This is a genomic window from Vibrio intestinalis (assembly GCF_025195085.2).
GTDB classification, from domain to species: domain Bacteria; phylum Pseudomonadota; class Gammaproteobacteria; order Enterobacterales; family Vibrionaceae; genus Vibrio; species Vibrio intestinalis.
Map to the genome: position 1 here is coordinate 20,846 of NZ_JANAVY020000021.1, position 25,967 is coordinate 46,812.

General features: G+C 45.0%; 23 protein-coding genes. 13 read left to right on the plus strand and 10 right to left on the minus strand.

The annotated features are described in order from the left end of the window. Window positions 1-41: 41 nt before the first annotated feature. Window positions 42-1,019 (minus strand): catabolite repressor/activator, encoded by a 978-nt coding sequence (gene cra / locus MU515_RS18540; RefSeq protein WP_260261885.1) that lies wholly within the window; start codon window positions 1,017-1,019, stop codon window positions 42-44. Window positions 1,020-1,247: 228 nt separating this feature from the next. Between cra and fruB the strand changes: the two genes are divergently transcribed. From fruB to fruA, 3 genes are read left to right on the plus strand one after another with little or no spacing between them, the layout of a single operon-like run. Continuing rightward, entirely contained in the window at window positions 1,248-2,384 is a 1,137-nt protein-coding gene (fruB, locus tag MU515_RS18545) for a fused PTS fructose transporter subunit IIA/HPr protein (protein ID WP_260261886.1), read from the plus strand. 10 nt (window positions 2,385-2,394) lie between these two features. After that, complete coding sequence (pfkB, locus tag MU515_RS18550; protein ID WP_260261887.1) at window positions 2,395-3,345, plus strand: 1-phosphofructokinase; 951 nt, start codon at window positions 2,395-2,397, stop codon at window positions 3,343-3,345. Window positions 3,346-3,360: 15 nt separating this feature from the next. Beyond that, a complete protein-coding gene (gene fruA, locus MU515_RS18555) occupies window positions 3,361-5,076 on the plus strand; it encodes a PTS fructose transporter subunit IIBC (protein ID WP_260261888.1) in 1,716 nt (571 codons plus the stop codon). A gap of 93 nt (window positions 5,077-5,169) precedes the next feature. Here the strand turns inward: fruA and MU515_RS18560 are convergent, their stop codons facing one another. Next, entirely contained in the window at window positions 5,170-5,469 is a 300-nt protein-coding gene (locus MU515_RS18560; RefSeq protein WP_260261889.1) for a hypothetical protein, read from the minus strand. A 267-nt stretch (window positions 5,470-5,736) separates the two neighbouring features. On the opposite strand from MU515_RS18560, the gene glgC reads away from it, so the two are divergent. Together glgC and MU515_RS18570 are read left to right on the plus strand one after the other, a co-directional pair. After that, a complete protein-coding gene (gene glgC / locus MU515_RS18565) occupies window positions 5,737-6,951 on the plus strand; it encodes a glucose-1-phosphate adenylyltransferase (RefSeq protein ID WP_260261890.1) in 1,215 nt (404 codons plus the stop codon). Between the two features lie 376 nt (window positions 6,952-7,327). Next, entirely contained in the window at window positions 7,328-8,476 is a 1,149-nt protein-coding gene (locus tag MU515_RS18570) for an iron-containing alcohol dehydrogenase (RefSeq protein ID WP_260261891.1), read from the plus strand. 79 nt (window positions 8,477-8,555) lie between these two features. On the opposite strand, the gene torS is transcribed toward MU515_RS18570, so the two are convergent. Then, on the minus strand, window positions 8,556-11,441 hold the full coding sequence (gene torS / locus MU515_RS18575) for a TMAO reductase system sensor histidine kinase/response regulator TorS (protein ID WP_260261892.1): 2,886 nt from the start codon (window positions 11,439-11,441) through the stop codon (window positions 8,556-8,558). A 79-nt stretch (window positions 11,442-11,520) separates the two neighbouring features. Here torS and torT point away from each other — a divergent pair, with 79 nt between their 5' ends. Together torT and MU515_RS18585 are read left to right on the plus strand one after the other, a co-directional pair. Then, window positions 11,521-12,519, plus strand: coding sequence for a TMAO reductase system periplasmic protein TorT (gene torT, locus MU515_RS18580; protein ID WP_260261893.1), 999 nt, complete (start codon window positions 11,521-11,523; stop codon window positions 12,517-12,519). 9 nt (window positions 12,520-12,528) lie between these two features. After that, window positions 12,529-12,984 carry a methylglyoxal synthase gene (locus MU515_RS18585; protein WP_260261894.1) on the plus strand — a complete coding sequence of 152 codons (456 nt, stop codon included), beginning with the start codon at window positions 12,529-12,531 and terminating at the stop codon, window positions 12,982-12,984. A 94-nt stretch (window positions 12,985-13,078) separates the two neighbouring features. Here MU515_RS18585 and helD read toward each other — a convergent pair whose 3' ends face one another. After that, window positions 13,079-15,145, minus strand: a complete 2,067-nt coding sequence (helD, locus tag MU515_RS18590) for a DNA helicase IV (RefSeq protein WP_260261895.1) — start codon at window positions 15,143-15,145, stop codon at window positions 13,079-13,081. A gap of 218 nt (window positions 15,146-15,363) precedes the next feature. Here helD and yccS point away from each other — a divergent pair, with 218 nt between their 5' ends. The 3 genes from yccS (at window position 15,364) to MU515_RS18605 (ending at window position 18,818) form a co-directional block, all read left to right on the plus strand. Continuing rightward, window positions 15,364-17,520: a YccS family putative transporter gene (gene yccS / locus MU515_RS18595; protein WP_260261896.1), complete on the plus strand. Its 2,157-nt coding sequence runs from the start codon at window positions 15,364-15,366 to the stop codon at window positions 17,518-17,520. 191 nt (window positions 17,521-17,711) lie between these two features. Next, window positions 17,712-17,876 (plus strand): hypothetical protein, encoded by a 165-nt coding sequence (locus MU515_RS18600; RefSeq protein WP_260261897.1) that lies wholly within the window; start codon window positions 17,712-17,714, stop codon window positions 17,874-17,876. Window positions 17,877-18,212: 336 nt separating this feature from the next. Beyond that, entirely contained in the window at window positions 18,213-18,818 is a 606-nt protein-coding gene (locus MU515_RS18605) for a PilZ domain-containing protein (RefSeq protein WP_260261898.1), read from the plus strand. Here MU515_RS18605 and luxQ read toward each other — a convergent pair. The 5 genes from luxQ to MU515_RS18630 all read right to left on the minus strand — a co-directional run bounded on the left by luxQ (window position 18,805) and on the right by MU515_RS18630 (window position 23,826). Further along, entirely contained in the window at window positions 18,805-21,369 is a 2,565-nt protein-coding gene (gene luxQ, locus MU515_RS18610; RefSeq protein WP_260261899.1) for a quorum-sensing autoinducer 2 sensor kinase/phosphatase LuxQ, read from the minus strand. The two genes, MU515_RS18605 and luxQ, sit on opposite strands and share 14 nt — an antisense overlap. Continuing rightward, a complete protein-coding gene (locus MU515_RS18615) occupies window positions 21,369-22,469 on the minus strand; it encodes an autoinducer 2-binding periplasmic protein LuxP (protein ID WP_260261900.1) in 1,101 nt (366 codons plus the stop codon). Before MU515_RS18615 ends, luxQ begins: the two co-directional genes overlap by 1 nt. A 159-nt stretch (window positions 22,470-22,628) precedes the next feature. After that, complete coding sequence (locus MU515_RS18620) at window positions 22,629-22,931, minus strand: GIY-YIG nuclease family protein (RefSeq protein ID WP_260261901.1); 303 nt, start codon at window positions 22,929-22,931, stop codon at window positions 22,629-22,631. Next, entirely contained in the window at window positions 22,924-23,577 is a 654-nt protein-coding gene (locus tag MU515_RS18625; RefSeq protein ID WP_260261902.1) for a YceH family protein, read from the minus strand. Before MU515_RS18625 ends, MU515_RS18620 begins: the two co-directional genes overlap by 8 nt. A gap of 54 nt (window positions 23,578-23,631) precedes the next feature. Beyond that, on the minus strand, window positions 23,632-23,826 hold the full coding sequence (locus MU515_RS18630; protein WP_260261923.1) for a hypothetical protein: 195 nt from the start codon (window positions 23,824-23,826) through the stop codon (window positions 23,632-23,634). A gap of 188 nt (window positions 23,827-24,014) precedes the next feature. Here MU515_RS18630 and MU515_RS18635 point away from each other — a divergent pair, with 188 nt between their 5' ends. The 3 genes from MU515_RS18635 to MU515_RS18645 all read left to right on the plus strand — a co-directional run bounded on the left by MU515_RS18635 (window position 24,015) and on the right by MU515_RS18645 (window position 25,252). Beyond that, window positions 24,015-24,335 carry a DUF496 family protein gene (locus MU515_RS18635; RefSeq protein ID WP_260261903.1) on the plus strand — a complete coding sequence of 107 codons (321 nt, stop codon included), beginning with the start codon at window positions 24,015-24,017 and terminating at the stop codon, window positions 24,333-24,335. A gap of 292 nt (window positions 24,336-24,627) precedes the next feature. Continuing rightward, complete coding sequence (locus tag MU515_RS18640) at window positions 24,628-24,879, plus strand: YgjV family protein (RefSeq protein WP_260261904.1); 252 nt, start codon at window positions 24,628-24,630, stop codon at window positions 24,877-24,879. A 199-nt stretch (window positions 24,880-25,078) separates the two neighbouring features. Beyond that, window positions 25,079-25,252: a hypothetical protein gene (locus MU515_RS18645; protein WP_260261905.1), complete on the plus strand. Its 174-nt coding sequence runs from the start codon at window positions 25,079-25,081 to the stop codon at window positions 25,250-25,252. 90 nt (window positions 25,253-25,342) lie between these two features. On the opposite strand, the gene MU515_RS18650 is transcribed toward MU515_RS18645, so the two are convergent. Beyond that, a complete protein-coding gene (locus tag MU515_RS18650) occupies window positions 25,343-25,954 on the minus strand; it encodes an OmpA family protein (RefSeq protein WP_260261906.1) in 612 nt (203 codons plus the stop codon). Window positions 25,955-25,967 lie beyond the last annotated feature (13 nt).

The window sequence follows — 25,967 nt, forward strand, 5'->3', positions numbered from 1 at the left end:
GCGCTGTTTCATTTCTATTCCAGCACAAGTTAACGTGCCAATTAACGAACCACAATCTTACGCGGCACAAGCTCGATGCCTGCTTCATATCGTTTCGCCGCGCCATTCAGTGCCAGCGCTAATGCACTGTCTGCAATCAGCTCAAACTGCTGCTGCATCGAATTGATCTTAATTGGTAAAAAATCCAGCAGTCGGTTGTCACCAAAAGTGGCTAATTTAATTTTTGCCATTAAATGTGGCTGCTCTAACAGTACATCCAGTACGCCTTCAAGCAAGGTATACGACGTCGTAATGATGGCTTGCGGCAAGTCGCCCTCATTAACCCATTGGCTAAACAGACGACGGCCTTCTTCTCGATTAAAATGCTCACCATATCTTGCGATCATCTCTATTTGCTTCTGCGTCGCCACCGACTTCACGCCCAGCTCTCGCTCTTTTGATACGTTTAGCTCTGGCAAAGCTCCAATCACCCCAACCCTAGTGACACTGTCACCACAAACAGAATCCGCTAACTCGTAAGCACCACTAAAGTCCTCACTGATTACACAGCAAAATAGCTCGTCGTCTAATGCACGGTCTATCGCTACGACAGGCGTGCCCTTCTGCTGAAGGGTAAAATAGAACTCGTTGGCATCGGTGAGACAACTGGCGACAAATAGCGCATCTATCTTGCGGCTAACCAAAGCTGAAACAACAGCTTGTTCGGTTTCTGGATTATCATCTGAGCAAGCAATCAGTATCTGATAGCCCGCTTTGCGGGAATTTTGCTCTAGCAATTTAGCCAAACGCGCATAACTGGTGTTTTCTAAATCTGGAATGACCAAGCCAAATGAACGGCTAGACCCCACGCGTAGAGAGCTGGCGGCTAAATCTGGGCGGTAATTGTGTTGCTCTACTACCACCATCACTTTCTTCTGCGTTTTTTCACTAATGCGGTACTTTTGCGCTTTGCCATTGATTACATAACTGGCGGTTGTTTTCGATACTCCAGCCAATTTTGCTATTTCATCTAGTGTCATATCTGCTCGTGCTTTCTGTGCATTCGATCAAAGTTTATGAACTATGATCATTGGAATGTTTGCATTATAGACTGAACCGATTCAGCATTAAAGCTGAAAGGATTCAGCAAACATCAGCAACATCACAGTTTTGTCTAATTTAGACCACTGCATCGGTTTGCTGAATTTTTTTAAACTTTAGCTGAATCGATTCAGCTAAACGTAATAATCAAATAATTCGAGGCTAATATGCTTACATTAACCACGACAGATATTTCACTTGCTCAAACTCACACAGATAAGTTGTCAGCGATTGATTTTCTCGCACAACAACTTACTCAGCGCGGCTTAGTAAAAGCAGATTACGTGCAAGGTATGAAAAACCGTGAGGCGCAAAACTCCACATATCTTGGCAACGGTATCGCAATTCCTCACGGTACGACCGACACTCGCCACTTAGTTGAAAAGACTGGCGTTGCCATCGCCCACTTCCCTAACGGTATTGACTGGGGTGAAGGTAATCGTGTCTACCTCGCTATTGGTATCGCGGCGAAAAGTGATGAGCACTTGGGCATACTAAAACAACTGACCAAAGTACTTTCCGCTGATGGGGTTGAACAAGCTCTGAAAAATGCCAAGAACGAACAAGAAATCATCGCTCTACTTGAAGGCAATACTCAGCTCAGCATTAACTTTGATGCCTCACAAATTCAGTTAGACTTCCCTGCCAGTGATATGGTGCAAATGACAGCCGTGGCCGCTGGCCTTCTAAAAAACAGCGGTTGTGCAAGCAGCGAACTAGTTGCTGATTTCGTATCGCAATCCCCTACTCATCTGGGCGAAGGCGTATGGCTTGCTTGTTCAAGTAAAGGCGTTTCACAAAGTGGTATGTCATTTGTCACTACGGCCAACCAATGTCGCTATGAACAACAAGATGTACGCACACTGATTGGCTTTGCTGCTTGTAATAGCGCTCACCACTCTCAGCTAAAAACCATTACAGAAATGCTCGGTAATGGAGAAATTGGCAAATTGAACACCCTTAATGTATTGCAATTACTATCGATGTTTGGCGATTCAACCCCCGATGAAAGTCAACCAACGGATAGCAGCAACAGCCAAACCTTTACCATCAAGAACGCGCATGGTTTACACGCTCGTCCAGGTGCCATGTTAGTCGCTTGCGCGAAGAAGTTTGATGCAGCCATTGCAGTACGAAACCTTGACACTGACAGCCAACAAGTAAATGCGAAGAGCTTAATGAAAGTCATCGCACTTGGCGTAAAACATGGCCACAAACTTGAATTTTCAGCCGATGGCCACGATGCACAGGCGGCATTAGAGGCGATTGGCCAAGCGATTCAATCTGGCCTTGGTGAAGGGTAAGGAAATAACTATGACCAACAAAGTTGTCACCATTACATTAAACCCTGCTCTGGATCTAACTGGCCATCTTGACCAACTAAACCTCGGCAGCGTAAGCCTTGTTGAGCAAAGTGATCTTCATGCGGCAGGCAAAGGCGTGAACGTAGCGAAGGTATTGTCCGATTTGGGCGCAGAGGTCACTGTTACTGGTTTCCTAGGTCAGGACAACCAAGAGATGTTCTGCCAACTCTTTAACCAAATGGGTGCGAACGATCAATTTGTCAGAGTGGTCGGTTCAACGCGCATTAACGTTAAGTTAGTGGAAAAAAGCGGCGCAGTGAACGATATCAACTTCCCTGGTGTAACCGTTACTCAATCCGATATCGAGAAGTTTGAATCCACGCTGGATGTACTTTGCGACCAGCATGAATACTTCGTGTTTGCTGGCAGCTTGCCAAACGGAGTCACTCCTGAGCTCGCAGCAACATGGGTATCACGGCTACAACAACGTGGCAAGAAAGTCCTATTTGACTCTAGCCGCGCAGCACTTCAAACCGGAATCAAAGCGAAACCTTGGTTAATTAAGCCCAACGACGAAGAACTCGCTCAGTTGGTTAATCAGCCATTAGAGTCTCAACAAGCATGCCAATCTGCTGCGGAGTCATTAGTCGAAACGGGTATCGAGAACATCGTTGTCTCTATGGGCGCTGAAGGTGTGCTTTGGCTTAATCAAGGTGAATGGCTGCACGCCCAACCACCAAAAATGTCAGTCGTAAGCACAGTTGGTGCTGGCGATACCTTGGTTGCTGGCCTTTGTTATGGCCACATGAAGCAAATGCCTAAAGAACAGCTCATCAGCTTTGCTACTGCGCTTTCTGCCCTAGCCGTCAGTCAAGTCGGCGTTGGAATCGAAAGTTTAGAGCAAGTGAAATCATTACAACAACAAGTACATACCAATCCAATTTCGTCGTTAAACGAATAATAAAAGGTCGTCATTATGAAAATCGCGATTATTACCGCTTGTCCAAGTGGTGTTGCCAACAGCACCATTGCTGCTGGATTACTTGAAAAATCAGCCATCAAAAATGGCTATACCGCTTTTGTAGAAGCGCAATCGAGTGTCATCCCTCATACGCCACTTAACTCTGAACAAATTGAACAATCTGATGTAGTAATTATCGCTGCTAGTACAGATGTTGATGATACGCGCTTCCTGGGTAAAAAAGTTTACCGCGCTCAAATCAGCCAAGTTCTTGCTGATGCGGACAGTGTGATTGAAAAAGCCAACAATGAAGCTGAAACACTGACGCAAAGCTCTGCACCTGCTGAAATTGCGGTCAACTCTACGTCAGGCGCAAAACGCATTGTTGCAATTACCGCTTGCCCGACTGGTGTTGCGCACACTTTCATGGCGGCAGAAGCATTAGAAGAACACGCAGCGTCAATGGGCCACCAAATCAAGGTTGAAACACGCGGCTCAGTTGGCGCAAAAAATCAGCTTACCGCTCAAGATATTGAGCAAGCAGATCTTGTCATCATCGCTGCTGATATTGAAGTACCTTTGGAGCGCTTTAATGGCAAACGCTTATACAAAACCAGTACAGGATTAGCCCTAAAGAAAACTCAGCAAGAGATTTCGCTCGCCTTTGAACAAGCAAGCGTATTTAGCGCAGGCTCTTCCGACTCTCAACCGGCAACAGAAGAGAAAAAAGGCGTGTATAAGCACCTCATGACAGGTGTTTCTCACATGCTACCAGTGGTGGTTGCCGGTGGTTTGATCATCGCGCTGTCTTTTGTATTCGGTATTAAAGCGTTCGAACAAGAAGGCACCTTAGCCGCTGCATTAATGACTATCGGCGGTGGCTCTGCTTTTGCTTTGATGATTCCGGTTCTTGCGGGTTTCATTGCTTTCTCTATCGCTGACCGCCCAGGTCTTGCACCTGGTTTAATTGGCGGTATGTTAGCTAGCTCTACTGGCGCAGGCTTTTTAGGTGGTATTGCCGCTGGTTTCATCGCGGGTTACAGCGCTAAGTTCATCGCGGATAAAGTGCAATTGCCACAATCGATGGAAGCCCTTAAGCCGATTTTGATCATTCCGTTTATCGCGAGTTTATTCACGGGCTTGGTAATGATCTACATTGTCGGTGGCCCTGTTGCTGGCATTATGGCGTCAATGACTGAGTTCCTGAATAACATGGGCTCGGCGAACGCGGTATTACTGGGTGTAGTACTTGGCGCAATGATGTGCTTCGATTTAGGTGGCCCTATCAACAAAGCTGCTTACACATTCGGTGTTGGTCTATTAGCTTCTCAAACTTATGCGCCAATGGCTGCAATTATGGCTGCGGGTATGGTACCTGCACTAGGTATGGGTTTAGCCACTTTCCTTGCTAAAGACAAATTTGAAAAAGGTGAGCAAGAAGCGGGTAAAGCATCATTTGTACTAGGTCTATGCTTTATCTCTGAAGGTGCGATTCCATTCGCAGCAAAAGATCCTATGCGCGTTATCCCTGCATGTATGGCTGGCGGTGCTTTAACTGGCGCACTTTCAATGCTTGTAGGCGCTAAGTTGATGGCGCCACATGGCGGTTTATTCGTATTGTTGATTCCAAATGCAATCACGCCGGTATTCATGTACTTGGTAGCCATTGCAGCGGGTACTGCGGTAACGGGTCTAAGCTACGCCTTCCTAAAGCAGCGTGCAGCAAAATAAACGCTTGCAGCTAAGCTCATCACTGTTTAGAAGTAACCAATAATAAAAAAGCACCTCAAATGAGGTGCTTTTTTGATTCTTCAAACGCTTCGATTAGTTATCAATGCGAATAGCTTGACGGTCAACGTAAACGTTATTGCCTGTTTTCAACTCAACTTCAACGTAGCCAAGTTTAGGGAATTTTTTCACTAGCTCACCGCGACGTTTGCGATCAGTCACTTTACAACCATCAGGTAGGTTAGCCAGTTTAGTACGGTCTTTACGCTTCATGAACGTGTTCATTGCACTTTGAGAGTGACAGAATACGCGCTTCTTCTCGATGACTACATCAACGTTAGCCATTGCTGAAAAAGAAAATGACAGACCTAAAACAACTAATGCTAATTTCTTCATTTTTAAACCCTATTTATTTGGTATGCCATTCAATATATCAAACCAAAATTATAAAGAACAGCGTTTCTTTTAATTTTCGTTGTTTTTTTGCACAAAAATGGAACTGACCTTCCACATCATTTTGGTGCAACAGACATTTTTATTGCACAAGTTTGAGACAACGCTTGCTATTCGCCACTCCAAATATTCATAAAAACCAGTCACTTCCAATCTGGTCTATTTCTTGTACTACTCTGGTTAGAACAATCCGTCATATAGGGAGATACCATGCAAGACGTGCTAACCGTTGTACTCGCCGGAGGCGTAGGCTCAAGGCTCAGCCCTCTCACCGATGATCGTGCCAAACCTGCCGTGCCATTTGGAGGCAAATATCGCATTATTGATTTCACGCTAACCAACTGTTTGCACTCGGGTTTACGTCGAATTTTGGTTCTTACCCAATATAAATCTCATTCGCTTCAAAAACACTTACGTGACGGTTGGTCCATTTTTAACCCCGAGCTAGGTGAGTTCGTTACCGTTGTTCCTCCTCAAATGCGTGGCGGCGGGAAATGGTATGAAGGTACAGCTGACGCCATTTACCACAACTTGTGGCTGCTTGACCGAAGTGAAGCCAAATACGTGGTTGTACTTTCTGGCGACCATATCTACCGAATGGACTACGCGGCCATGATTGAAGAGCACAAGCGTAATAACGCTAAGCTCACAATAGCCTGTATGGATGTAGACAAAGAAGATGCCAAACAGTTTGGCGTGATTAACACGACAGAGAGTTGTGTGGTGACTGATTTCATCGAAAAGCCAGACAACCCGCCAACGCTAGCTAGCAATTCTAACCGCAGTATGGTTTCAATGGGTATCTATGTATTTGATGTTGAGGTGTTGCGTGAAGTATTAGAAACGGATGCGACAATTGATGCCTCTAGCCACGACTTCGGCAAAGATATCATCCCTAAACTTATCGACTCTCAACAAGTTTTCGCTCATCAATTTTGCAATGATTTAGGCCGTGTGGCGGTTGACTGTTATTGGCGTGACGTCGGCACCATCGACTCTTTTTACGCAGCAAACATGGATTTACTCGAACCTATCCCACCAATGAACTTATATCAAAAAGATTGGGCCATTAGAACTTATGAGCGCCAGTACCCTCCTGCACGCACAGTGTCGTCTGAAACGGGTAACGAAGGAATCTTTATCAACTCGATTATCGCCAATGGTGTGATCAACTCTGGAGGCTCGGTGCAACACTCTGTAGTGTCAGCCAATGTGCGAATTAATGATGGTGCCACTGTGGTAGACAGTATTCTATTTGATGATGTCGAGGTGGGTGAAGGGTGCCAACTGATCAACTGTATTGTCGATAAACATGTTCGTATCCCACCAAGAACTCAAATTGGATTAAATCGAATCGAAGACGCTAAGCGTTTTCATATTTCTGAAAACGGCATAGTCGTTGTACCGGAGAGTTACCAGTTCTAACAAAAACACCCTCTAACATCGGTTAGAGGGTGTCGCAGAAGATTGACTAGATCTCCTATAGGGAGAGTTCAGTATGGACAAAAATAACTCATTTAAAAACAGCAATTTTGTAAACTGTTTTTTCCCTATTTAGTTTTGACTTATCACTTGTATTCATGCAATGCAGACCCAATCTTAGCTTTATGTTTAGGCCACTGTATTCTGGCGAATCAAATTAGCTTGCTGATCAATTCATTTGCAATATCGTAAAAGCCTAAATGTCTAGACTACTCATAACAAAACCAACAACACGACTCTATAATCTAGGTGGATTCGTCATTTACTACGAAATCTACCCCAGTTGAAAGTCGAAATTACACTCTAAGAGGTAATGGTCATGCAATTCTCCTACTCCAACCCTACACACATCTATTTTGGTCAAGGCCAAATTAACTCGATTTCTTCGGCTATCGATAGCTCATCCAAAGTGTTAGTCATCTACGGTGGTGGCTCGATTAAGAAAAACGGCGTATATGACCAAGTAACACAGGCGCTATCAAACCATCAATGGTTTGAGTTTTCTGGTGTTGAGCCGAACCCTACTAAAGAAACGCTCGATAAGGCTGTTGCTATGGTCAAAGAGCACGATATCGACTTTATTCTCGCTGTTGGTGGTGGCTCAGTCATTGATGGCAGTAAATATGTCGCGGCGGCTGCGCAATATGACGGCGATGGCTGGGATATCATGATTGGCAAACATGCCGTGACAAGTGCAACCCCACTTGGCGCAATCTTAACGCTTCCAGCTACGGGTTCTGAATCAAACTCTGGCGCTGTAATCACCAAAGCAGAGACTCATGACAAACTTCCGTTTATGTCTTCACATGTTCAACCTGTGTTCGCGGTGATGGACCCAGATGTAATGAAAACACTACCAGAGCGTCAATTGCTAAATGGTTTAGTAGATGCTTGGGTACACGTGTGTGAACAGTACTTAACCTTTGACCATGGCGCGATGGTTCAAGATGGCTATGCCGAAGCCTTACTGCGTAACCTAAAACACTTAGGTGCAGAGTTTGCCGAGCGCGATAGTGATCAATGGCGTGCAAACCTTATGTGGACAGCAAACCAAGCGTTAAATGGCCTTATTGGCTCTGGCGTTCCTCATGACTGGGCAACGCACATGATTGGCCATGAGTTCACCGCTCTATGGCATGTCGACCACGCACGTTCGCTTGCCATTGTACAGCCGCATTTATTGCGTAATCAGCTGGAGAGTAAGAAAGCCAAATTAGAACAGTTAGGCAGAAACGTGTTTGATTTGCCTGCTAGTGACGATTTAGCGCTGAAAACCATCGAACAAATCGAAGCTTTCTATCACAGCTTAGGCGTCGATACGACTTTCAATGGCTATGAAAATGACAAGCAAGGCGCAGTTGATGCGGTAATCAATCAACTAGAGAAACATGGCATGGTGGCGCTAGGTGAAAAACAAGCCATCAACCTAGAACAATCTCGCCAAATTCTTCAACAAGCGATTGTTTAAACAAAACGAATCTCACTAGAAGATAAACAAAGAGCCAGCAACTATGCTGGCTCTTTTGCTTTGTTCTAAGGAGTATTGATTAACTCACTGCGGCTAATAACGCCAATTTGGATTGCTGCACCACATCCACTAGCGCATCTTTTCTTTGCTGGTAGGCTTCTAGTGGCGTTGTACCCTTCTCAATTTGCATACAAATGTCATGTAGGGCGCTTAAACCTAAGCTGCCAGCCGAGCCTTTCAGTTTATGAGCAATCTGCTTTATTTGCGTTGAATTACCACTCTCTTCAGCTTGTGATAACTGGTGGAGCATTTCATCGCTGCCATCGACAAATAACGTGATAATTTGTTGCATTTTCGCTTTACCCAGAACGGCTAAATCGTCTTGGATGATGCGTTCATTTAGTAGTTGTTCTGTCATCGCGGTTTCCGGCTCTGGTTCACAAGGCATAGCCTCAGTGAGTAAAGTTTTACCCTCTAAGTGACTTTGAATAAGCTGGCAAAGGGCGTCTTTATCGAGTGGCTTAGGCAAATAGCCATCAAAGCCTGCCGCCAAGTAACACTCAACTTCTTCATTATAGACGTGTGCTGAAATGGCAATAAACGGAATGGTCCCTTCTTGCTTAACCTGCTCGCGCTGACGTAACTCACCAAGTAGCTCCATGCCATCGCAATCTGGCAAATTAATATCGAGCAACGCAATATCGAAGCTTTGGTCGTCAAACAAAGCTTTTGCTTGAGCGCCATCTTCGGCAATCACCACTTGATGGCCAAGTTTGTGTAAGAAACCTTCCGCCACCACTTGGTTGACTGGGTTATCTTCCACTAGCAGCACTTTAGCTGCCGTCACACAAGTGCTTGCTGGCTCTTTCTTCTCGACTTCTTGACCAATAGCAAGCGGAACACTGAACCAGAATCGGCTACCTTGCCCCACATTGGATTCAACCTCAAGCGAGCCACCCATGGCTTCAACAATACGTTTACTGATGGCAAGGCCAAGCCCAGTACCGCCTTTACTACTCAAGCCCCCTGATGCTTGCGTAAAGGCATCAAACAGTGTTGTTGTCTCTTGCTCTGAGATACCTATTCCACTGTCTGATACTTCGAACATCACATGATTGGGTTCATCGTCTAACGAGACATATATATCGACATGGCCTTGCTCGGTAAATTTAATCGCATTACCAACCAAGTTGGTTAGCACTTGGCTAATACGTGTCACATCGCCATACCAGAAGGTCGTGACATCACTTTCAATCACACAACTTAGATCGAGTTGCTTTTCTTGTGCGCGCCCCATCATCAACTGATGAACATCATCCACCATATGGTGCAAGTTAAAATCGATTGGGCGAACCTCTAAATGCCCGGCTTCAATTTTCGAGTAATCAAGCACGTCATTAAGAATGGCCATTAAGTTTTTACCACTGCGATTTATAATGTCGACATAATAGGATTGCTTATTACTCAACCCCTCATCTTTTAGTAGGCGCGCAGTACCTAGCACGCCATTCATCGGCGTGCGAATTTCATGGCTCATCGTCGCCAAGAAGGCAGATTTAGCGCGGCTGGCTTGTTCGGCTTCTTGACGCGCATTAGCGTGGTTGAGCACTTCTTGGTTCAAGCGTGTGTTGGCTTGCTGAAGTTGCTGCGTACGCTCTGTGATGAGCTGTTCAAGTTGGCCTTTGTGTTCTTCGAGCTCGCGTTTAGCTTTGATCTCACTCTCAGCTACGACTTTCAGCGCCTGCGCGGTGTTTCGCGCGGTAATGATCGCTTGCCCCATATGCGCGAGTTCATCATTGCCTTTCACAGTAATATCAACTTTCAATTGGCCTTGCGCGATGGATAGCAGTGCAGATGAATACTCAGCTAGACGCTTGAGTACCGATACATAAACCACCTTCCAAACGATCACTACTACGATCACCATACCTAGCACCGTGATGATAGTTAGAGATAGCTGGGCATAATCTAGCGTTGTTTTAAGCTCTTCGACCGCGGCGGTAGTTGTCGAGTTAGAATCGTCCACCAGCCTGTTTACTGTGGCATTCAAGGTCGAAAACTGAGTCAATGTATCTTGCATTAACTGTTGGGAGATTCGCTCATTATCGTGACGTTGTAACAGAACATCAAATACAACTTCGCGTTTCTCTAGCTTGTCGAGCAAGTCAGACATTTGCACAGAGCGCGTTGGGTCTTCTACTGCTTTTACCCTGCGCTGCATAATAGAGAGGTTATCTTTAAACTGATTACGAATGGTGTATAAGCGCTCAAGGTCAGAGATCGTTCTCACCTCTTCAATGTGGTTGAGCATTTGAAACGCCATCAAATGCAGCTCATGTAAGCGCTCTGCCAAATCGAGGTCGACTTCTACTAGAGCGTCCAACGCTTGGTACGCTTTACCGGTTTGCTCTTTAGCTAAGAGATCATAAATATGAGTAACGTTGGCAACCGCGATAGTGCTGGTGTTGGCCACTTGAGTTCGAGTGAGTTGCTCTAGCTCTTTAGCTAATGTACGCATTTCTTTGGTGCGTAATGCTACGTCTTGATCCAAGAAGAGTTTCTTTTCAACCACGACACCTAGTTGGCTTAGAGTGTCGATGACTTTTTGCACGTCGTTTTCAAGTGTAGAGAGCAGTTGCGAGTCAAACGAGTCTGACCCCAACTGTTTAATGTGAGTAAGTAATGCTTCCAACTGAGAGAATAGCACTTGGCCGGATTCTTTACGCTGCGCTTCATTTTTCGCGTTTGATAGCGTTTGTACCGAAGCGATGATACGAGAGCTGAGTTCGGCCACTTGACGGGCTTCAATCATCGAAGGAATTGCCGAGTTAACGACGTTACGCTCTGTTTTCGCTACCGATGAAAAACCAAAAACACCGATCACCGATGACAACAACACCAACAATGCCATTGCGAGAAACGCAAATAACAGCTTACGCCCAATACTGGCTTTAGCGAGTAACATCCAAATTCATCACTTCTTAACTCTCAGAATATGCGCTATATTCTGCAATGTTTAGACTATTTTATCCAACGAAAACCACATGCCATCATCTGTTACCCGCAAAACATTGCGCGCTTTTACCCTACTTTTCGCCGGACTTAGCTGCTCTGCCAATCTCTTTGCGCAAGAACCGCACAAAGTGTGCGCAATATATCCGCACCTTAAAGATTCATATTGGCTTTCAGTTAACTATGGCATGGTTGACGAAGCGCGCAAGCTTGGCGTAGATCTACGCGTACTGGAAGCAGGCGGCTACCCGCATCACGATAAACAGCAGCAACAATTATCCTTATGTACCCGCTGGGGCGCTGATGCGATTATTTTGGGCACCGTTGCGCCTGAGCTCTATTTCAGCTCACTTAAGCAGTATGTAGGTAATACACCAGTATTTGCTACGGTCAACAAGCTATTGGTCGACGACACAAATCGCCAAGTGCTTAAAGGTGAAGTGGGCGTAGATTGGTATTGGATGGGGTACTACACGGGCAAATACCTTAAAGATAAGCACCCGAAAGGATCGGGCAAAACAAATATCGTGATTCTACCTGGGCCTAAATCGAGCGGTGGAACGAAACCCGTCATGGTTGGCCTAATTGCCGCGCTTAAAGACAGTGATATCAATATTCTTGATACCTTCTGGGCTGATAACGACAAAGAGCTGCAACGTAATTTAGTTCAGCAAACCATCGATAACTACGATGTGGATTATATCGTTGGTAGCGCAGTAGCCACTGAAGCGGCGATCAGTGAGCTTCGAGCAGCGAACAAATCTGACCAAATTGGCTTGGTTTCGACTTATTTAAGTCACGGCGTTTATCGTGGCCTATTGCGTAAACGTGTGGAATTCGCGCCAACAGATAAAATGGTTCTACAAGGCCGATTGTCAATGAGACAGGCCAATGATTACCTTAACGGCACACCTTTTAAAAAGATCGAAGCGCCGATTATTGAAGCTTTGACACCCAATAACCTCAACCCTACCGTTGTGGCTGACTCGCTTTCACCTTCAGAGTATCGCCCAACTTTCTATACAAACTAGGACGTATTAATGCAAAAAACCACGCGCACTATGCCAGCCCATAAACATGTTGCTCTCGTTGCTCATGATAACTGTAAGCCAGAGCTACTTCGCTGGGTGAAGGAAAACAAAGAAAAACTACAACGTCACTTCCTTTATGCTACAGGCACGACAGGTACAATGCTCAGTAAAGAAACGGGCTTAGCAATAAAATCTATGATCAGCGGCCCAATGGGCGGTGACCAGCAATTGGGAGCGTTGATTTCTGAAGGAAAAATCGACGTGTTAGTTTTCTTCTGGGACCCGCTCAATGCAGTACCTCATGACCCAGACGTAAAAGCATTGCTGCGTATTGCGAGTGTATGGAACATCCCTGTTGCCACTAACCGAGCGACAGCAAAGTTCTTATTCTCTTCTGATCTCATTGAACAAGAAGTGGATATTGAAATCCCTGACTACGATGCATACTTGGCCGAGCGAACTTAAGCTTGTCCTACAATGTTCATCGCATTGGTGATAGAAAAAACCGAAGCTAAATGCTTCGGTTTTTTATTGGGTTCTCGATATATTGAATTGAAGGCTACTTGGCTTCTACTACTGGGTAGTCCCCTTGCAGTAGCTCCTTGATAAAACTTGAGCCACTACCAGTATAAGTAACCCATACTTTCTTCTTCGCACGGGTCAGCGCAACGTAAAACAGACGGCGCTCTTCTGCATATGGGTAGTCGTCATCTGAACGGGTTAATGCGGTATCAATGTGTGGCATTTTTACCCGCGCTGGGAATTGACCTTCATCCACATTCAATACAATCACAAAATCCGCTTCTTTTCCTTTACTCGAGTGACAAGTCATAAACTCTATATCGAGTTGATTAAATTGCTTCTTCCACTCTGCATATAGCTCTGGCTTATGGTAGTGGTTACGCCCAAGCAGCAATACTGATTGCGCTTTTTTACTCTTACGATCCAGTTGATCCAAGATCTTTTCGACATTAGCCATTGCAGTCAGCACAACCGCTTTGGCTTTCTGTTCTTTATGGCTATTGAGCGCCTTTTCAATTTGACGAGGGTTTTGCTGTACAAATTGGTTCGCGACATTGCCAAGTTGGTTGTTAAAACGATACGTAGTATCTAAATAGTGCAAGGTAGAATGCGGGAATCGCTCAGCAAAGCCTGTTGTTAGGTCTACATCCGCACCGGCAAACTGATAAATTGACTGCCAATCATCCCCAACTGCGAACAACACACAATCTTGCTGTTCATTTTGCTTACAGAGCGCTTCGACCAAAGCTAAGCGCTGCGGAGAAATATCTTGGTATTCATCAATCATGATGTACCTCCAAGGCGAGTTAAACTTACCTTTTTGTACATATTGGGTAGCTCGGCTGATCATGATGTTAAAATCAATCTCGCCTTGCTCTTTTAGCATTTGTTGCCACGCTTGATAGCAAGGCCACACCAAAGCGAGTTCGCTATTAAAACGAGTGTAGTCACTGCTCTCGACTAACTTCTCTTGCAGCTGTTTTTTCGTACATCCCATCGCCGCTAGTTGCTGCAATTGAGTATCAAGCCATGCAATGAGTTTAGGGTTTTCTACTTGGCTACCCAGTTCATCATCACCCGCTAAATATGCGATTGGCCACTGAGATAAGTGCTTTTGCCAGCGTTTGAAGTTCGTTGGTGTCATCCAGTGCTTTTTCAACCAATCAATACACCAAGCATGTCGCAGGTTATCATCCAAAGCGATTTGAGAGATCACCACGGGATCTTGCTCAACTTGACGTAAGATGTGCAAACCAAGCTGGTGGAATGTATTAACGGTCACGTCGTTAGTACTTGGCCCAACTTTACTCGCAAGGCGCTGCTGCATCTCTTTTGCCGCTTCACGGCCAAACGCTAACATGAGGATTTGCGAAGCAGGAGCCAAATGCCCTTCTAAAAGGTAAGCAACACGAGCGGTCAATACGCTAGTTTTACCTGAGCCAGCACCTGCCAACACTAGGTTATTGTTATCATTGAGCAGCACCGCTTTTTGTTGGCTTAGATTCAATGGTGAAGATTCAATTTGAGAAAAGAGTACTTTCCAGTTTTCTAACTCATTCTCCATCCACTGCTGATTTCGCTCGGCAAGCGCTTCATCTGGCGCTTCTATCCAAGGTAGTAACTTCTCCATACGACTAGGCATGCGAAGCTCGGCATCTTCAAGGGTCATCGCCATATCGGAAAAATCTTGATTGAGCTGAGCGAGCCAGTGTTCTACTTGGCTGTGGGTAACAAAAGATTGCGCACGGGCAAAAGCGTCAACACTCTCTTCCCATTTAGGTAGATACTGATTTAGCTGCTTACATTGATGGCTATGCCATTGCTGATATTGCGCAATAGCTTGGCGGGCAAACTTGCGACATTTTTCCCATGGTAGGCCCTGTACTAGCCAAGCTTGCTGCGTACCATCAGCTTGATGTGCATAGAACTGAAGTGCGCCCCAAAACAAGCCACGTTTTACCTCTACACGGCCATCCCATACATTAAATGGAATGCGTTCCTCACTCATTTCGGAACTTAACACAACATGATGCTCTTCGAGGGATACTTGGTGGTATTCGTTTTGAATAAAAAACTTTGCAGTCTTGTTAGCGTTTAGCTGCATTATACATAGCCTATGGGTATTGATGTTGCCATCATAGCGTAATCAGAATTTGATTTGAAAAATTAATGTCATAATAAGGTCTGTCAAGCTAATGGTGCTTGTAACTTAAGCAAATAAACGAGTTTCTTTATCTGCATCAGCAGTTTACCATGGGTATTCTGCTAGTATTATATCCTTATAAACAAAAAGTCATTCTTAAAAGCAAAAGTTGAAGTCTCGTGCAATTTGTCAGTCAATTACGCCTCTATTGGGCCAATAAGACCTTTAATTACAGCATCCTAATTTTAGTGACGCTGCTTGGTGTGGTGATACCCACTTGGTACTACCAACTCAACTCTTTGATCATTCCTTTGATTCTTGGGGTTATTGCTGCGGCACTAGCAGAAAGTGACGACAGCTTCACCGGACGACTTAAAGCGTTAACTCTAACTTTCATCTGTTTCGGTATTGCTTCATTCTCCATCGAGCTGTTGTTTGACCATCCGCCATTGTTTGCCCTTGGCCTGTTTATCTCTACATTTGGCTTTATCATGCTGGGTGCTATCGGGCCACGTTATGCCAGCATAGCTTTTGGCTCATTGCTGATCGCTATCTACGCTATGCTTGGCGCGCACCAAAGTACCAATGTATGGTTTCAGCCGTTAATGCTGATGACAGGTGCCGCTTGGTACTATTTCATGTCGATGATCTGGCATGCTCTATGGCCAATGCAGCCCGTTCAACAAAGTTTGTCCCATGTGTTTTTGCAGCTCGCCAACTATCTGGATGCCAAAAGTGAGCTGTTCCATCCAGTGTCTAACCTTACGCCACAGCCGCACCGAATCAAAGAAGCTACATTAAACGCCGCGACGGTCAGTGCGCTGAACCTGTGTAAGTCAACATTGTTGAACCGCTCTAAACGTGGCCATATTGATGGTGCCAGCGACCGCTTTTTAAATATCTACTTTTTGGCGCAAGACATTCACGAACGCGTAAGCTCAAGCCACTATCGCTATCAAGAACTTGCTGGGCATTTTGACCGCTCCGACATTTTGTTCCGCTTTAAACACGTTTTACAAATGCAGGCACAAGCATGCCGAGAGATAGCGACTGCGCTGCGCCTAGGTAAGGAGTATCAATATGGCTCAGAGTCAGTTTTAGCGCTTGATGAACTACAAAACTCACTCACTTACTTGCAGCAACAGCAAAATCCACAATGGCGCTCTTTGCTTAGCCAATTGGGCTACTTATTCAATAACCTTGCGACGGTAGATAAACAGCTCAGCAACGTTAACAATCCAGACGCCAATCGTTTAGAAGAAGGCGTTCTTGATGACACCGAAGCCCACACAATCAAAACCATGTGGCAACGCATCAGCGCTAATCTAAATAAAGATTCGATGCTATTTCGTCATGCGCTGCGTATGTCGATTGCGCTTACCCTTGGCTACGGCATCATTCAAGCGTTTGATATTGAGCGCGGATACTGGATATTGCTGACTACCCTATTCGTCTGCCAGCCTAACTACAGCGCAACAAGGCAAAAGCTCGTCGCGCGTGTGCTGGGTACGTTAGCCGGATTACTGATTGGTGTTCCTCTGTTGACTGTGTTCCCGTCACAAGAAAGCCAACTAGTCTTTATTGTTATTTCCGGCGTGGCCTTTTTCGCATTTCGATTGGCAAACTATGGCTATGCGACAGGCTTTATCACTCTATTGGTGCTGTTCTGCTTTAACCAGTTAGGTGAAGGCTATGCAGTTGTCTTACCTCGTTTGGCCGATACCCTGATTGGTTGCGCCTTGGCGGTTGCAGCAGTAACCATCATATTGCCAGACTGGCAATCACGCCGTTTGCACAAAGTCATGGCCGATGCAATTGGCGCGAACCGTGATTACTTAGGGCAAATCATTGGCCAATATCGAATTGGTAAAAAAGATAACCTGACCTATCGCATTACTCGCCGCGCTGCGCATAACCAAGATGCCAACCTTGCCTCAGCCATTAGCGCTATGTTGGTGGAGCCAGGGCGCTACCTTGCTGCGGTTGATGAAAGCTTCCGTTTGTTGACGTTAAACCACGCGCTGCTTAGTTATGTTTCTGCGCTAGGTGCACACCGAACACGCATCGCCGATGAAGATATCCACCAATTAGTATTAGATGCGCACCGCGTGATTCATCGCCATCTCGATGTGCTGTTTGCTCAGCTTAACCAGCAGTGTGACGAATGTGACACCAGCGACATCGATAACCCAGCACTTGAAAAGCGTTTATCAGAGTGGCGTGAAGAGGATGATAGCTCCGCCCGCATGGTGCTTCAGCAGCTCTATTTGATCTACCGTATGCTGCCGGAGTTTCACTCTCTGGCGAGTAAGTTCGCAGTGCGAGTAACCAAGTAGCGTTCTCGCCTTCTCATTGCTGTTCAAATCAAACGGGTGAAGCCGAAATCTGCTTCACCCGTTATCTATTTACTGTTTTATAAATTCCACCTGACATAGTTCGGACAAAAAACAACCAGCTTGTTTTATTCTGAATTTCTCGGGGGTGAAAAATGAAACAACACATCGGTGACCATAGGGGTCAGCATACAATGCAAAATACTAAACAGTTTGAACTACTAAAAGCGCAGCTTCACAAACTAACACCACAGCAATTAATGGACCTGCGCGGTGAGATCAACACTCAGCTTGATGATCAAGTTAGCGTCAGTATTACCGACGAAGAAGCACTATTTATCAATAAGCTGTTCAACTAAGTGACGACTAAAATCTACCGTACTCGGTATAACAACAAATAATTACGATAACGGTAAACGCAGTGGTTAATCTCCCTATTCAGAGCGGAGCTTTCGCTTTACATGCCCGCTAGCTATCGACTAGTCGGTAATCGCACATCCATATCCTTTCTCCCCGAGGGCGATCTCATCTACATTTGTTGTAATTGAGCTCTCAATTATCGATTTCATTGATTGCAAACCATTCAATTTATTGAGTTTAATCGTATAGTTATCGTTCTGTATTATTAGTTAATTTTGATTATGCCCAATTCACACGTCGAGCACCTTTTGCCATTGCTCTCCGCCGGACTCAAATTGTCAGTTTCGCTTCAATTTGGTCCGAAAGACACCTATGCATTTAACTCAGAATATGTGGGATGTAAGGTTGACCGCTTTCTGCTGATCGATCTACCTAAAAAGGTTCAAGAAGCCTTGGTGATGCGTCAGGTTTCGAATGTGACGATTGTAGTAAGAGCGATTACCCAATCTAAACTTGGGCATATCATCGCATTTAAAACTTCAGTGCTTTCGATAGTCAATCACCCAACCAACCTAATGCTGCTTCGCATACCTTCGCACTTCGCGTCTAAACCGATTCGAAACCATGAACGCTACCCAGTGGATATGCCTATTACTGTGCTCTCCAATACGGTGTCGTACAATGCCACCATGCTCGACTTTTCGATTAATGGTTGTGCGATATTCATCGGCGGTGAAAATGCGCTCGAAAGCGATAGCGTGATTGAAATCGACTCTGAGTTTAATGCGTTTTTCTCTAAAGAAATGCAGCTCACGATAGTCAGCATCGAAAAGCAGCGTACAGGGCATAAATTCGGTATTAAGTTCAGCCATGAAGTTGAAATGAATACCGAATTAAAACAAGCCCTATTGGAAAAGGCCTTCCTTGCTACTCCGCTTTAGCGGGCAAATAGAAGTTTTGCTTATAGTGTATAAATGCTTGATTCAGTGCGAGTTCCTTGATCGGCTTGATGATAACGTAATCCGCGCCGACAGTTAAAAACGAACGCTTGGTGTCTTGCATACCATCAGCAGTACAAGCATAAATGGGCACATTCATCGCCAGATCGTGTCGAATGATTTTGGTGGTCTCAATACCGCCCAAGTTTGGCAACTGGTTATCCATTAGAATCAAATCGACATTCGGGTTTTCTTTAAGATGCTCAATGGCGTTATATCCGTCCGTTACCCATGTTACCTTCATACCATATTTCTCGCAGAATGCTCGGGCGATAAAGGCGTTAGTGTGGTTATCTTCAACCAACAATACCTTAAGATCTCGCTCAAACATGGTTTCAGGATTTTCTAGTAACTCGCCTGAGGTCAATTCCGTGGCGTTTTCCACGACTTCTAACGGCAAAATAACGATAAAGCGCGAGCCCTTACCAATCTCACTCATAACCTGGATAGAACCATCAAGTAGCTCAACTAAGTTATAAACGATCGCAAGCCCTAAGCCGCTGCCACCGTACTCACGTGTGGTCGTCGCTTCTGCTTGAACAAACGGGTCAAAGATATGTGCCAAGCGTTGTTTGTCGATACCAATGCCCGTGTCTTCGATAGAAATTTCCAACTGCGGTACTTCTTGCTCTCGATTAAGTATTAGCTCAACGCGCACGTGGCCTTGATGGGTAAACTTAACCGCGTTACTGACCAAATTAAACAGCACTTGGTTTAAGCGGACTTGGTCACTGGCCGCGACAAGGTTAGATGGAATATTACTGTAGACTTCCAGTTCAATATTCTTGTCGTGACACAGGGGACGATAGATTTTCTCTACTGCGCTCAGCAGCTCTTGCAGCCTAAACTCGGAGTGCTGAATGTGGAACTTGCCCTGCTCTATCTTCGAGAAGTCGAGAATATCATTTAATACCGCCAGTAAGTGTTCGCCACTGTTAACTAACACTTCGACATGCTCAATATCATTAATGTCGCTTAGCTTGCCTTTAAGCAATTGAGACACACCTAATATGCCATTTAGCGGAGTGCGTAATTCATGGCTCATTTTAGCTAAGAAGTCAGCACGCGCGCGCGCCGATTCTTCCGCTTCAACACGCGCCATTTGGCTTTGTTGCTCTGCTTCCACAAAACTTGTGACATCTTGCCCTTGGGCGATAACGTAGCGGGTAATGTTATCAATCACGATAGGTGACAAGTTCCAGCGATAAGTTTTATCGCCGATCGTCAGGTTAATGCCCGTCAGTGCCGCACCATGGGCACACATTCGGATCTGCGGCATAAGCTTATCAAGCAAGAACTGATAATTATCTTGATGCGGGTCATCACTGCGGAAACTGCGCTCCGCTGCCGGGTTCATACGCAATAAATTACCTGAAGTGTCCCACAAGGTAATCGGAGAAAGAGAAAAGTTAAACAGATCAGCAAATTGCTTCTCTTGCTCACTCAAACGCTTAAATGAACGTTGAAAGGATTGACCTATTTTGTTGAACTCTGCAATGCTTGAACCTTCAAAAGGTTCAACACGCTGTGCCTCGACGCTTTGCTCAGTGTAGAGCATTAGCTTTTGTAGCTCTTTCGATACACGCTGACCTAGCCAATAACGACTATAAAATGCGATGATCAAAATCGAAATTACTGCCACAGCAACCCACGCATAATGGCCTTGCATCATTAGCGCGATATGAGCGTTGTTTTGAATGGTATAAACCGAAAGAAATGTCGCCACGCCGTTTATGGTTAAATCGGTGCGAGACACCATATATTTATTGGCATTCAGCTGCGGAGAGTATTGCTCTAACCACTCGATATGCCGCTTTTGATCCTTAATGCTGGTCGCGATCACCTCAGAGCCGACCGATAACGCAATATCATCCACGTTACTGCCTTGCAGCAATGCGCGCGTAAGCGCAAAATTATCGTTCAGCACCAAGCCGGCAAACACATCCCCTAATACTTCACCGTTATTCATTGCCACAAGCGATGTGCGGCGAATCAACAGATAGCGCGTGCCCATACTCGAAGGTGTTTGAGACAAATACCAATCATTACCCGTAACCATATCGGTAGAGATGTGCATTAGCTGGTCATCTTTGATGCCGTAAAACTGGTTATTGCCATCGCTCCAAAGTAAATTACCACTACGGCTGATAAAACGAAAATCTGGCGAAATCTCTGGGTCAATTTGATCCACAGACATAAAGAAATGATCAACTTCTCGCGTTTTACGCTCTCGAATCGCTTGCGCGAGCATTATGCTACGGCTATAGCTATCTTGCAGAATCTCAATCGACTCTAAACGGAAATTGAAAATTTCTTGTACCAAACTTGAGGTTTGCAGCTTAGAGCGTGCAACCTCCTGCGTCACTACTTGGCGATTGACTTGATAATTTTGCAGCAGCACGACCACCGTCAGTACACTGATGGTCAAAAATATCGAATGCGTAAACAGTCTAGCTAATCGATAGTTCCCGCTAGACCTTCTCCATAGCTTCATCAATTATCTGAATACCTAAATGCGCGCTGCTTAAGTTGCTCCACTTTTTGCTGTGAATCTTGGCCTGAAACTAATTCGAGATCGCCTGAGTACACTTGAGGGACAGACTCACCTTGTATATCTCGCTTAATCGCTTCTGCCATCGCGATGCCCGTATCATCGTTCATACGCATCACAGTGACATCTAACTTGCCCTGCTCAATCGCGGTAAGTTCGGCTGTGCCGCCGCCCCAGCCATTAATCATAATGTCGCCACGGCCAATGCTTTCAAGTGCATCCGCAGCGCCCAAAGCAACATCGGTTGAACATGCATAGATAAATGAAATGTTCGGGTTTTGCTTCACCGCATTCAGCGCCGACTGATAGCCCGATTCACGGGTCGCCTTGGTGTAATAGGACGAAGAGAGTTTGAAGTTGCTATTTTGATGCATTTCCTCGATGAAGGTGTCACCTCGGGCGTCGCTGACGTATCCTTCTGAGAAGAAGAGTACCGAGTAGTCGCCTTTTTTGTCTAACGACTCTTGATAGTATTTCGCCAGTTCACGCGCGCCAGTCATGTGATCAAACCCAACATACATAAAGGGCTGTTGCTCATTCCAAGCACGTACCGGCGTGGTAATGTTTTGTAGAATCAATTTGGTGTCTGACGAGCTCAGAACATGCTCGACAAATTTGCGGTGACGAGTAGTATCGAGGGTAAAGATAAGGTAATCAGCGCGATTTTGTACCGCTTCCAGTAGAGATAAACTCTGCTGACGGGCATCCACATTCGGGCGGGTAAACACTTGGTTCAAGCTGTATTGAATACCAAGTTTCTCCATTCGGGTTTCGAATGCTTTAATATTCCTTACCCAATAATCTGACACTTGCTGACCCGGATAGACCACAGAAATATTAATCGGTCTTTGCTGAATTGCTTTTAGTGGTACCGGAGCTTGCCGAACGGATTCCGCCAACTTCTCTGTCAGTTGCCTTTGAACTACGTTTGCTTGTAAGTATTCATCGTATTGCCAGTAACCATTTAGCACTTGCGTCGTTTGAGCCGATGCCGACGCGCATACAACCGACGACAATAAGGTTACAAAAGCCGTTTTATACATAACCGTTCTCTTTTTACCTAGCGTAACGAAGCTTTGTTCGCCTTTATATTCGTTGAGTCATGCGCAACTGCCTTTCTCACCATATCTTGTTGGTTTGGCAGTTAATTTGCGCCACCCTTCACCAAAGGGTAATACATTTTTGGCAATTCCGTTGCGGTTTTATTGTTGTTGTGACTTCCCAAGCACTGCTTCGAGGCTCATCTTACCAATGATCAGCGCTTCTTTTTGTTGTTTCGATATTTTTTTTAGCTGATATTCGATTTTTGACGCGCTACTGCGCGAGTCGCCCGCAGGATGAGACCAAACCAAGCTGAGTGGCCCTTTCCCCTTTAACGCTTTCGCGCCTGTTCCGTTGCAATGTTGCTCAAAGCGACGATTTACATCCGTTGTAATGCCGCAGTAAAGAGCATTAGAGCGCGTACGCACATAGTACACGCTCCATTGGCTATCCGAGTTAGCCATTTAACTGGTCGACGATAGCGCGTAGCTCAGCAACCTCAGCTTTTAATGCCGAAAGTTCTTCTTCTAACTGTTCAATGCGAGAAGAGTTTGCCACAGGCGCAGCATCCGATGCTGACTGTAACGTCTCTAAATCCACTTCGCCACTGAATAGGTGTTGATAGCGCGATTCACGCTTGCCCGCTTCACGGGGCAATTTCACGACCAACGCGCCTTCCGAACGAGCAGCCATATTTTCAAGGACAGCTTCCACTTCTTTTACATCGGTAAAAGCAGCTAAACGGTTGGTGCGAGTACGCAGTTCACCCGGAGTTTGTGTACCGCGCAGCAATAGGCAACAAACAATGCCCTTTTCCTGCTCGGTCAATTTTAGATCACCAAACTCAGTGTTACAGAAACGGTGTTGGAATTTGTTAGCGCGGCTATTAAAGCCACTTTCATCGCTGACAAGACGACGAGCGATAAGTGAATCAACCGCTTGTTGAATTTCACTTTCATCTAACGATAAGACAGGTTCGCGATTGCTTTTCTGATTACAGGCGGAGGTCAAGCTATTGAGTGTCAGTGGATAATAATCCGGCGTTGTCACTTCTTTTTCGATTAGACAACCTATCACTCGCGCTTCAACGGGGTTAAGCTCAATATTCATCGCAATATCCTTATGTTTTCATTTTAGATTGAGCAGCAGAGCGAAGCACTATGATTAATGCTCAGAAAGTATCGGAACACGCTTCATGTTGCCATTCTCATCGATCATGACAATTTTAGTTCGATTTAACTCTACTTCGGTGATTTCTTGTTGCGTGCGCTCAAATTTATAAGCATTAACAAGTTTTTCAGTTCGCGGATTGCTGACTTTATCTTCCGATTTGGGAATGATGATGTCTGAAAGGCGCATAATTTCCACTTCGCTACTCTTTTGGATAGCAAAATCATATATCGTTCCTACTTCAGGCTCAATCACCTAGCAGACGATCTGATGATAAAAGCGTCAAGTTACCGTAATGATTGATCTAAATACTGTAAACGTGTGCGCTGTTGTGATTTAATCACTGACAGTTAACGTTAAAACTAGGAAAGGAACCTATGAGTGGTGTATTTGAAATCGTAGCTCAGGCACGTCGTAAGAATAAGTTAAAACGTGAACTTATTGATAACGAGAAGAAAGTTCGTGATAACCGTAAACGTGTAGACCTACTAGAAAACCTACTAGACTACATCGAAACAGACATGAGCACTGACGAAATCGTTGGTATCATCAAGAACATGAAAGCTGACTACGAAGATCGTGTTGATGACCACATCATCAAGAGCGCGGAAATCTCTAAAGAACGCCGTGACATCAGCCGCCGCATTCGCGAACTGACTGAAGAAGATAAGCAAGTTCTTCAAGGTAAAAAGAAGTAATCAACCGGTAACTGATACTGTTTGATTGTTACTATGTGTAAGCCTGCATGAATGAATGTGGGCTTTTTTTATTTTCCTGGTTAATTGAATGCATAATAATTTGTTGCGCAAATCGTTTGCGTAATCGCTAACCTTCACTTTACCCAAATTTGGGGCTTTAATCACATAATCGACACTGCTATATTTTGCAGCAGATAATTAAGACCACTCGAGGCACGGAGCTTCCTCAACTATCTCACGAAGAGAAGATTGGTACCGCAATCAAGCGGCATAAATTTTAGAGGGTCAAATAATGGAAATGAATGTGATTGAAATTCTAGGTTACGCAGCATCTATCATGGTAGCTATCTCGCTAACTATGAAAGACATCGTGAAACTACGTGTTCTTAACTTTATCGGTTGTGCACTGTTCACCGCTTACGGTTTGATGATTGATGCATGGCCAGTTGTTTTAACTAACGGTTTCATCGCATGTGTTAACGTCTACTTCCTAGCAAAAATGCAGCAAGAAAAAAAAACAGCTAAAGTAGAAACCACTGCTTAATCCTTTCAAAAGCCCTGAATATTTCAGGGCTTTTATCTATATACCCATCACAAAACCAGTCATTTATATCAAGTCAGTTTCAATATCGGTAGATTTTCTGATTTAAAACAAACCTTATTACCGTCGACAGCTTAGGCTAAATACCTGTAGCCAAGGTCTTATGACCTGATATCCACTTGTTGTAAATAAGGTTATCGCCATGAAACACTTCTTCCCTTCTAGCATCATGCTGACTCCATTTTTGGTAAAACGCTACCAACGCGATGGCGATCAAACAGACACCGATGAGACAATCGCTGAACACCCATCCAAACAACAAGCAACAGCGGAATCAGAGAAACTGTGCGAGCAATCTACTGACACGGCGGAATAGAGCGCACCATCACATGCCTTATTGCAAGTTATAGACGGCAAAAAGCGAGAACCACCTCTGTTGATGGTTCTCGCTTTTTTAAAAATCTAATTAGTCTGTCGAGACAATAAACAGCACTTCTACACGACGATTACACGCTTTGCCATCTCGAGTAGCATTTGAACATGCGGGTGCGTATTCACCATACCCACGAGTAAAAATCGATTGCTGGCTAACGCGATTGTTCATTAACTGTCGTTTCACCGCGTCGGCACGCTTTTCAGACAGGTTGTCATTAAAACCGCTTGAGCCCGTGTTGTCTGCATGGCCATCAATCACTACGTCAATTTCTGGCTGAGTGGCAATGTAGCGACCAATCATATCCAACCAATACGCGGATTCATTCGACACTTGAGACGAGCCAGTTCGGAATTTAATGGTGTCGGTCAGTTTTACCATCATATGGTTACCCGGCAATACTTGGTAGTTCAAGTTGTGCTTTGCCAGAAAACTCTCCAGTGAGTTTCGGTCATCTGGCATTTTTTCACCATACGGGCCTTCGACCCCTGAGCTTTGTACGATCGTCGCTTTACCCCAATCTGGATGTTTTACGTCGTAGTCACTCATTGGAGCGACATCGAGCATATCACTGGTGAGGATATCCGTTGGAACGGTTCCACAGCCAGTTAGGGTTAATAGTAATGAAAGTGCAATTATTCTCATGGTTTCACCGTAG